Genomic DNA, 387 nt, shown 5'->3' on the forward strand with positions numbered 1-387 from the left:
CGCGATCGACAGGGGACAACAATTTCTTGCGCGCCCTGATCCAGTCGCCGATCCACGGCTGCAGCACCTGACCGGCAATGAACGGCAACAGAAGTTGCAGGAAGATCTGCAGGAAAGCATCCAGCGAGAATCCGCCGCCATGACCGCCGACAGCAAACAGCAGACCGACCAGCAGCGGCGTCAGGAACATGCCGAAAATATTCGATGCAGAGGCCGAACAGATTGCGGCAGGCACGTTTCCGCCTGCCATGGATGTGAAGGCGATCGACGATTGCACCGTTGACGGCAGGACGCAGAGAAACAGGACGCCCATATAGAGCGGCGCCGGCAGAATACTCTCGGGAATGAAGCCGATCGCCACACCCAGCAGCGGGAAAAGGCCAAAGG

At 59.4% G+C, this 387-nt stretch carries 1 protein-coding gene; it reads right to left on the reverse strand.

Features of this window, described 5'->3' with window-relative positions:
- Positions 1–387: bile acid:sodium symporter (locus SB764_RS38590; RefSeq protein WP_410866548.1), on the reverse strand; the 387-nt coding region annotated here is incomplete at both ends.

The organism is Paraburkholderia sp. SIMBA_027 (genome assembly GCF_046535315.1).
GTDB classification, from domain to species: domain Bacteria; phylum Pseudomonadota; class Gammaproteobacteria; order Burkholderiales; family Burkholderiaceae; genus Paraburkholderia; species Paraburkholderia tropica.